Origin of the sequence: Novacetimonas hansenii JCM 7643 (assembly GCF_000964405.1) — a bacterium.
Lineage (GTDB): Bacteria > Pseudomonadota > Alphaproteobacteria > Acetobacterales > Acetobacteraceae > Novacetimonas > Novacetimonas hansenii.
On record NZ_BANE01000098.1, the window covers coordinates 1 to 8,343 of the forward strand.

General features: G+C 62.7%; 6 protein-coding genes and 1 pseudogene. All 7 read right to left on the reverse strand.

Annotation, left to right across the window (positions count from 1 at the left end):
* Positions 1–104: 104 nt before the first annotated feature.
* On the reverse strand, positions 105–983 hold the full coding sequence (locus B7G66_RS08060; protein WP_003621242.1) for a TIGR01459 family HAD-type hydrolase: 879 nt from the start codon (positions 981–983) through the stop codon (positions 105–107).
* The gene (locus tag B7G66_RS08065; protein ID WP_040512551.1) at positions 980–2,056 is read right to left on the reverse strand and encodes a quinone-dependent dihydroorotate dehydrogenase; all 1,077 of its coding nucleotides are present in this window, start codon (positions 2,054–2,056) and stop codon (positions 980–982) included. The genes B7G66_RS08060 and B7G66_RS08065 overlap by 4 nt, the downstream gene beginning before the upstream one ends.
* Before the next feature lie 46 nt (positions 2,057–2,102).
* A complete protein-coding gene (locus B7G66_RS08070) occupies positions 2,103–3,311 on the reverse strand; it encodes an L-dopachrome tautomerase-related protein (RefSeq protein WP_003621246.1) in 1,209 nt (402 codons plus the stop codon).
* 310 nt (positions 3,312–3,621) lie between these two features.
* Entirely contained in the window at positions 3,622–4,974 is a 1,353-nt protein-coding gene (locus B7G66_RS08075) for a c-type cytochrome (protein WP_003621249.1), read from the reverse strand.
* Positions 4,971–6,767 (reverse strand): GMC family oxidoreductase, encoded by a 1,797-nt coding sequence (locus tag B7G66_RS08080; RefSeq protein ID WP_237700312.1) that lies wholly within the window; start codon positions 6,765–6,767, stop codon positions 4,971–4,973. Before B7G66_RS08080 ends, B7G66_RS08075 begins: the two co-directional genes overlap by 4 nt.
* Before the next feature lies 1 nt (position 6,768).
* Entirely contained in the window at positions 6,769–7,464 is a 696-nt protein-coding gene (locus B7G66_RS08085) for a gluconate 2-dehydrogenase subunit 3 family protein (RefSeq protein ID WP_003621253.1), read from the reverse strand.
* A 276-nt stretch (positions 7,465–7,740) separates the two neighbouring features.
* Positions 7,741–8,343, reverse strand: a pseudogene (locus B7G66_RS17815) (hypothetical protein); the annotation flags it as partial.

The following is an 8,343-nucleotide window of genomic DNA, read 5'->3' on the forward strand; positions in this document are numbered from 1 at the left end:
AAGGCGGCACCCAAAAACTTTTCTTTTTATCAATGATTTGTTTTTAAACACTCTTTATACAGCACAGCAAAGCGCCATCACGCATGTTGCGGACCTTATCCTCCCTACCACCGGAAGGAAGGCACACACACCGCCGGATCAAGTCCCGCGCCACGCGCCTCTTCAAGCGCAAGGGCGTAATCGGCGTCCTTCCCCTCAGCCCAGCTTCCGCCCAGCATTTCCTGGTGGATACCCCCCAGCACCCAGCACCCGTCCACGCCCGCCCCTTTTGCGCCGCGCATATCGGTGGCAAGAGAATCCCCCACGGCAAGAATGCGCGACAGGGGCAGGTCCATCATCCCTGCCACCAGGTCATAGACCTCGGGGTGGGGCTTGCCGATCCAGCGCACGTCGGCACCATGGCTTTCCTCATACCTGCTGGCCAGCGCGCCTGCGCATAACAGGCGACGGCTGCCCCGGATAACCTGCTGGTCAGGGTTGGCGCAGATCATCTTCAGCCCATGTTGGGCGCATTGCTCCAACACCGGAAGATAGGGGGTAATATCCTCCTCCCCCCGGTCGGCGTCAGGTCCGGTATTCAGGACGAAATCAGCCTGCGCCGCGTCCTCGACCACCTCAAGGTCAAGTCCGGCAAACAGGTCGATATCCTTTTGCGGCCCAAGATGCAGCATCCGGCGCCCAAGTTGGGCAAACCATGGGTCGGTGCGCGCACGCAGCATCCGGCGGGTGCATTCACCGCTGGTCATCAGCCCTTCATACAGGTCATCGCCAATGCCCATTGTCCGCAGGCCAACCTGCACCGTATCGGCCCGGCGTGGCGCGTTCGATAGCAAGATCACCCGCTTTCCGGCCTGCCGTAACTGCCGCAGGCATTCCGGCGCCCCGGGATATGGGGCCACACCATTATGGATGACCCCCCACAGGTCCACGATATACCCGTCATACTGGCCCGATACCGGGGCGATTCCGCTGGCTTCCTTCACGACAGGGCTGTTCCTTTCGCATCAGACAGCGTCTCGAACCCCTGCAGGCGCAATGCCGTCAGCGTCTCGCGCTTCAGCCGCGACACGATTGCCGGTCCTTCATAGGCATAGGCGGTATAAAGCTGCACAAGGTCGGCCCCCATGCGCACGCGTTCGACGATGTCCGCACCGCTTTCGATACCGCCACACGCCACCAGCGTCAGGCGACGGTTCGCCGCGCGCGCCACATGCGCCAGCGTATCGCATGCCAGCGGTGTCAGCGGGCGTCCCGACAGGCCGCCCGTTTCGTTGGCATCGGCGCTGCGCAGGCTGCGTGGGCGCGAAATCGTGGTGTTGGTGACAATCAACCCCTGTGCGCCACCTGCAATCGCGGCCTCCACCACATCGGGGATATCATCACGCGCCATGTCAGGCGACAGCTTCACCAGCAACGGCGGGCGTTCGGGGTGGGCGGCGGCAATCGCATCGAGGATGGATTTCAGGCGCGCGGATTCCAGCAGGTCACGCAGGCCCGGCGTATTGGGCGATGACAGGTTGATGACGATGTAATCGACATAATTCTTGATACGCCCCACCAGCAACGGATAATCCCGTTCCGGGTCCGCACCGGTCTTGTTGATACCAAGGTTCGCCCCTACCGGCACCTTTGCCCCCACATGGCGGCCCGATGCGCTGACACGATGCAGGCGCGCCATACGCACGGCAAAGCGGTCAATGCCCTGGTTGTTAAACCCCATACGGTTGATGATCGCGCGATCTTCGTTCAGGCGGAACAGCCGTGGGCGCGGGTTGCCTGGCTGCGGGCGGGGCGTGACGGTCCCGGCCTCCACAAAGCCAAAGCCCGAACGTGACAGCGGACGCACCACCAGCGCGTTTTTGTCAAACCCGGCCCCGATGCCGATCGGGTTCGGAAACCGCAGGCCCATAGCGCGAATCGACAGGGCAGGATCGTCCCGGGCCGGGTCCGACACACCACCCAATCCCAGTTGCAGGGCGTTGAGGGCAAGCTGATGGGCGTCCTCGGGATCAAGGCGCCGGATCAGGGGCATCATCATGCGCGACAGAATATTCATGGCCGGGATTTTTGCCGCAATTCGCCCCAAAGGGAAAGGGGCGCGCCTATTTCACATGCAATGCATCCACCGCCGCCGCCGGGTCAGTCGGAAAGCGGATCAGGTAATAGGGGGGCACGCGCAGGTCATGCCCACCGTTAAGCCCGCCAAGCCGGTTCCATTGCCCCAGCGTGCAATAGACATCACCCCCATCAACAAAGATCCCGTCCGGCGACAGCACGCGCGGGTCGCGCACCATGGTATCGAACGACCCGTCAACATTACGCCGGAAAATCGCGTCATGTTCGAAATTGGTGGTATAGATCCGCCCCTGCCCATCGGTGGCAAGCCCATCGGCCACACCCTTTTCCCCTTCGTCACGTACGGCCTGTCCCAACTGCGCCTCGGTCACTGAAAAATCCGACAGAAGCGCGGTGGGAATGCTATAGAGCCGCCTGCTGGTCAGGGGACAGAAATACAGGGTGCCGCTGTCGGGGGACAATGTAATCCCGTCGGCCCCGCCCCAGACAAAGGACGGCTTCTGCCGGGGGGGATCGAACACCAGGGGACGCCCCTCCACCACGGCCATGAAACCACGTTCCGCCTGCGTGGCGGGATGCTGTGCCAGTACCCTGCGCTGCCGTCCGGTGGCGATGTCGATCACCACCAGCGCGGGTGACATTCCGAACGAGGAATCCGTGACATACACCGTCCCCGCCGCCCCATGCGTCAGGTCCACACGCAGGTCGTTCATATGGCTGTCAGGCAGGACAATGCCGGGACGCAGGACGATATTTGAAAAAACAGCATTGGTGGCAGGATCAATCCCGATGACCTTTGCCGCGCCCGCCGCCAGAGGCAGCCCCGCCAGCTTGCCATCATCAATGCACCATAACCGCCCGCGCGTATCGGTGGTCATGCCATGGACCGACATCAGGCGCTGCGCCACGGGACGGTCGGACGGCCTGCTCCATTGCGCATCGGGATAGGCATGCAGCCCGTCGTCACGCAGTTCCGCAAGTGTCGCGCCCGGATGATTGATGGCATGGCGGGGAAAGCCGACGAAAATGCGCCGTCCCGGTGTCACCGCAATGCCTGACGGGCCGGGGCCATCAAAACGCGCCACGATTTCAAACGGGCCTGCGGAATTGATGCCATGGTCGCGGTTGATGCCCTGCGTCGCGGGGAATGCCGCATGGGCGCTGCCCCCCGTCCGCGCCAGTGCTGCGACAACCCCCACGGGAACTGCCGCCCCCAGCAATGAACGACGTTTCATGGGTGTTCCTTTCGTGCCGGTTGCCAGAACATGGTTTTGGCTTTCTATGAAAAATCCTGAAAATTCAAAGAATTTTCTGGCTGAATGTTCCCCGCAAAGCTTCGCCTGCCTGCCCTCCCCTTTGACCAAGCTCCAGCAGAAACTTTTATGCTTCCAGTTGATGACTGTATTTTATCTTCCCCAAAAATCCCTCAGCGGAGGCACCTGCAACTTTTATAAGGGCCGCAAGAAGCTCTCAAGAAGCTGCCCGCGCGATGCCGACAGAGTGACGGAGCCACACGGCGAGGACAACCGCCCGCCTCCTTCACGATCAGTTCAGGGGCTGATGCGCAGGGGGCGCATCCCCGTCACCGCTGATGGAACGCCGCACTTCCGCAACCTGCGCCGTACTGACCGGCGATGCCTCATTGCCCCATGACTGGCGAATGAAACTGACCACGTCGGCCACAGCACGATCATCCATGCGCGCCGCGAAACCGGGCATGACAAAGGCGGATGGTGCCTGCCGGGTGGCGCGCAGCACACTGCCGGTCAGCACGATGCGGATCAGCGACGTGGCGGAAGCATCCATGACCACCGGATTGCCTGCAAGCGGCGGGAACGTGGTGGGATAACCACGCCCGTCCGTCCGGTGACACGCCGCACAGTTATCAACATACGCACGCGCACCCCGCGCCGACAGGTTCCCATCGTGCAGGCTGTGCCCGGCTGTTGCATCATACCGCCATGCCCGCGCCAGTGGCTGCGCAGGCGACAGCGATTTCAGGTAATGGGCAATCGCGTGCAGGTCGTCCGCCGTCAGGTGCTGCGTGCCGTGGCGGATCGCATCGGTCATCCCGCCAAATGCCGCGGCATGGGTGACACGCCCGGTCTGGAGGAAGGCCACGATATCTTCCTCACTCCATCGGCCAAGGCCTTCACGCGCTTCACCACGCAGGCTGACAGGGTTCCACCCATCGACCGCACTCCCCCCCGACAGATATAGCGGGCCATCCGCCGCCGTCAGGGCCTTTTCCTGCATCGCCACACCACGGGGCGTATGACAGGCCCCGCAATGACCCGGCCCCTCCACCAGATAGGCCCCACGCGCCAGTTGAGGATCGGTGCCCCCTTGCCCCGCCCGCGCGCCCGATGGGGCGAACAGCATCCGCCACCCCACCAGCGGCCAGCGCATTGATAATGGCCAGACGATGTCATTCGCCGCGACCGGCACCGCCACCGGCGCGACACCTTTCATGAAATACACATACAGCGCATGCACATCCGCATCCGTCATATGCGCATAGGATGGATAAGGCATGGCCGGATACAGTGTCGCGCCATCACGACGTACACCCTGTCGCACCGCACGGGCGAATTCCGCCTCGCTATACCCGCCAATCCCTGCCTTTGGATCGGGGGTGATATTGGATGCCCGGATCGTGCCCATCGGCAGGCGGAACACCATCCCCCCGGCAAAGGGACGACCGCCGGGCATAGTATGGCATGCGGAACAGTCCGCCGCACGCGCCATATATTCGCCCGCCGCGATATCGGCCTGCAGCGTCGCCGCATCCTCCGCGCCCCCCACTGCACCAACCACCGCCCCATTCGCGGCCCCGGCGCCACCCGTGCCCCAGATGGCAAGCCCGAACAGCAGGGCCAGAAGATGCCCCCCCTTCATGGCGACACCAACGGGCCGGGATTTTTCAGGTAGGTCGTGCGGATATGATGCGCCGACCAGTAGGCAAGGGCCGCGACCATGCCGGTCGGGTTATATCCCGTCCCCTGCGGAAACGCGTTCGCGCCAATGACAAACACATTGGGCACATCCCATACCTGCAGGTAACGGTTCAGCGCGCTGGTGGTCGGGTCCATCCCCATCACCGCGCCACCGCCAAGGTGGGTGGTCTGATATTTGCGGGTATCGAAGGGCACGCCGAATTCCCGCTTTGTCAACTGCACCTGACGCGCGCCCATTGCACGGGCCACATCGCCGATACGGTCCACCACATACCGGTTCATGCGGATGTCGTTATCTTTCCAATCGAACGTCATGCGCAGCAGCGGCAGGCCATAGGCATCCTTCCATGTCGGGTCGAGGTCAAGGAACACATCGCGATAGGCCATGTTCGCCCCATGCGCATCAATACGCAGGGAATGACGATAGGTATCGACCAGCCCCTTTTTCCACGCACTGCCCCAGCGCGGCGTCCCCGGCGGCCCGCCCGCCTGTGCCGCGGCAATGGCCTTCACCCCCGCCTGATTCACCCAGACCGGCGATCCACCGACAAAGCCCAGCGGCCCATGGTCGAAGTTTTCGCTGTTGAAATCATCGAATGCAACGCCACCGCCACCGGTTCCGATGAACTGTTCGGTCTCGATCCCCTTGTCGAGCCAGACCATGCTGGTCGTAACGTTCTGATAGACGAAGTTGCGCCCCACCACCCCTTCATTGGCAACAGGGTCATAGGGCCTGCCGATACCCGACAGCAGCATCAGCCGGACATTATGGAACTGAAACGCACTCAATATCACCAGCTCGGCGGGCTGGGTCCATGTCCGCCCCTGCTGATCGATATAGGTCACGCCCGTGGCGCGGGTTTTCGTGCTGTCCATCTCCACGCGCAGGACATGGGCATGCGTGCGCAGTTCGAACAAAGGATCCCGCCGCAGGACCGGCAGGATATTCACGTTGGGCGATGCCTTGGAATACATGTAACAGGCATAACCACTGCAATATCCACAGAAATTGCACGGCCCCATCTGCGCGCCATAGGGGTTGGTATATTGCGCCGACGCATTGGCCGCAGGCATGGAATAGGGATGGAACCCCGCCTCCGTCGCGGCCTTGCGAAACAGGTGCGCGCTATACACATCCTTGAGCGCGGGCAGAGGGAACGGGCCCGAACGTGATGGGGAAAAGACATTTCCATTCCCCACAACTTCGCCATTGATCCTGTATGGTTCCCCCGACGTGCCGAACACCTTTTCCGCACGATCGAAAAAAGGTTCCAGATCCTCATAGGTCACGCCATAATCCTGAAGATTCATGCCTTCGGGAATAAAGGATTTTCCATACCGTTCGATCACCTTCGACCGCAGAACCAGGTCATCGGGCGGCATGCGGAAATGGACCCCGGACCAGTGCAGGCCCGCACCGCCCACCCCTTCCCCCGGCAGGAACGCCGCCATGCGCCGGTATGGCAGGGCGCGCTGATGGATATTGTTCCTGATGGTAACGGTGCTTTTCGAAAGGTCCTGAAACAGGCGATAGCGGAAATTTCCTTCCAGCTCGTCGATCGAGCCGGGATAGACCCCATCGACGGCAGTGCTGCGGTCTGGACCACGTTCCAGCATGACCACCTTCTGCCCGGCCTCGGTCATTTCCTTGGCCATGATCGAACCGGCCCACCCTCCGCCAACGATAACGACATCGACGGGCTTGCATCGTGTTGCATCCATGCTTGCCTCCATGTCAGGCGCTCTCCCCGGAAATGGATACCGTGCCAAGCGGATATTTCATCCCGTACTGATCCACCCAGTCCATGAAATCGGCGCGCGCACCCGGAAAGCCGATCATCGTCCATGCCCGCAGCCCGGCATTGCCGCCGTGAATGGGATCGGCAAATGCGCCCTCCATCGTATTGGACAGCAACTGTTCAAAAAACTGTGCGGCAGGCAGGTTTCCGAATGTCATCTCTCCCCTTTCCATCATGGCCAGCACCTCGTCCTGGCGCGCGGGCAGAAGGGCGGCGAACGCCGATCCTTCGTGATTGTGGCACCAGGCATTGGCACCCGCGATCCCCACGCGATAGATGTCGCGCGGGGCATAGGGCAACTGGTACCCAAGGTTGGCCGGTCCCTCTGCAAAGGGGGCATGCATGTACCATGACTGTCCCCGGCCATAGGGGGTATCCATCTGCAGGTCGATGAAGCGCGGCACCCCAAGCGTCACGGCATCCGGTCCCAGCGCATCACGCGGGATCAGGCGCGCGCATGCGGCATTGAGGAAACGCCATTCATCAGCATCAAAAAATACCGGGGCATGGGCCACCATGGGCGCGCGCCCATCAGGACGTGCCGCCCCACATGGCGTCGCCACCAGCGCGGTGGCCCCCGCCATGACCTGCATGAACGTGCGACGGGTGGGAACTGCATGCAGCCTGTTCATCGGGATGTCATGTCTCCATCGTTACGGTTGGGACGCCATCAGGCATCGCCTTAGCATGGACAACCGGTATGGACGGACATCCATGCCTGACCTGCCCCATGACCATATTCATGGCCACACCCATGGCAGAAAACCATTGTCATATCCTGAACCATTTATCCCGGAAATGAAACGACCCGCCACAGGGGCGGGTCGCGTCATCAGGCACGCCGTCTTGTGCCCATGCGCAGACCTTGCGCAATGCACACGGAAAACGGCGGATCAGGATGGCGGTAATTACCGCCCCTTGCGCTCCGCAGCCAGCCGTTCAAGGCGCACCTGCTTGCGCAGGGCACGCGCTTCGCGCCATGCGTCCACGGCGGAACGCTTCACCTTCGGCGCACGCTCTGCCGTGCGGCCGCGACGTGCGGGCGCTTCGGCGGGTTCGGCTTTGGCGGTTGTTTTTTTCGTTGAAACCTTGGCCGTGCGGGCCTTTGCCGGGGCCTTGGCGGCCTTGCGCGCAGGGGCCGCAGCCTTCGTTTCCTCTGCAACGGCCACCTTTTTGGCGCGGCGTGCCGGACGGCCCGCCTTTGGCGCGGGGGCCGGTTCCTCGATCACAGCGTCCACGACCGCCTTCTTCCGGCGACCCGCACGCTTGGGCGCGGGGGCAGGCACGGGTTCCGGCGCGGCAGACTTCGCCTTGCGGGTGCGACGGGCCGGGGTGGTCACTTCCACTTCCGCCACCTCGATTTCGGCTTCCACCGGCGTGGGGGCGGTTGCGGCGGCCGCGCGACGTTTACGGACCTTGCTGACCGGTGCGGCAGGTTCCTCAACCGGCGCAGGGGCGGCCGCACGACGGCGGCGCGGCGTCACGGCTGCCGGGGCCTCCGCCACCGGGGC

Excerpts from the sequence above, each read along its gene's own strand:
- B7G66_RS08080 (WP_237700312.1), bottom strand. The coding sequence starts at position 6,767 with ATGGAGGCAAGCATGGATGCAACACGATGCAAGCCCGTCGATGTCGTT.
- B7G66_RS08070 (WP_003621246.1), bottom strand. The coding sequence starts at position 3,311 with ATGAAACGTCGTTCATTGCTGGGGGCGGCAGTTCCCGTGGGGGTTGTC.
- B7G66_RS08085 (WP_003621253.1), bottom strand. The coding sequence starts at position 7,464 with ATGAACAGGCTGCATGCAGTTCCCACCCGTCGCACGTTCATGCAGGTC.
- B7G66_RS08075 (WP_003621249.1), bottom strand. The coding sequence starts at position 4,974 with ATGAAGGGGGGGCATCTTCTGGCCCTGCTGTTCGGGCTTGCCATCTGG.
- B7G66_RS08065 (WP_040512551.1), bottom strand. The coding sequence starts at position 2,056 with ATGAATATTCTGTCGCGCATGATGATGCCCCTGATCCGGCGCCTTGAT.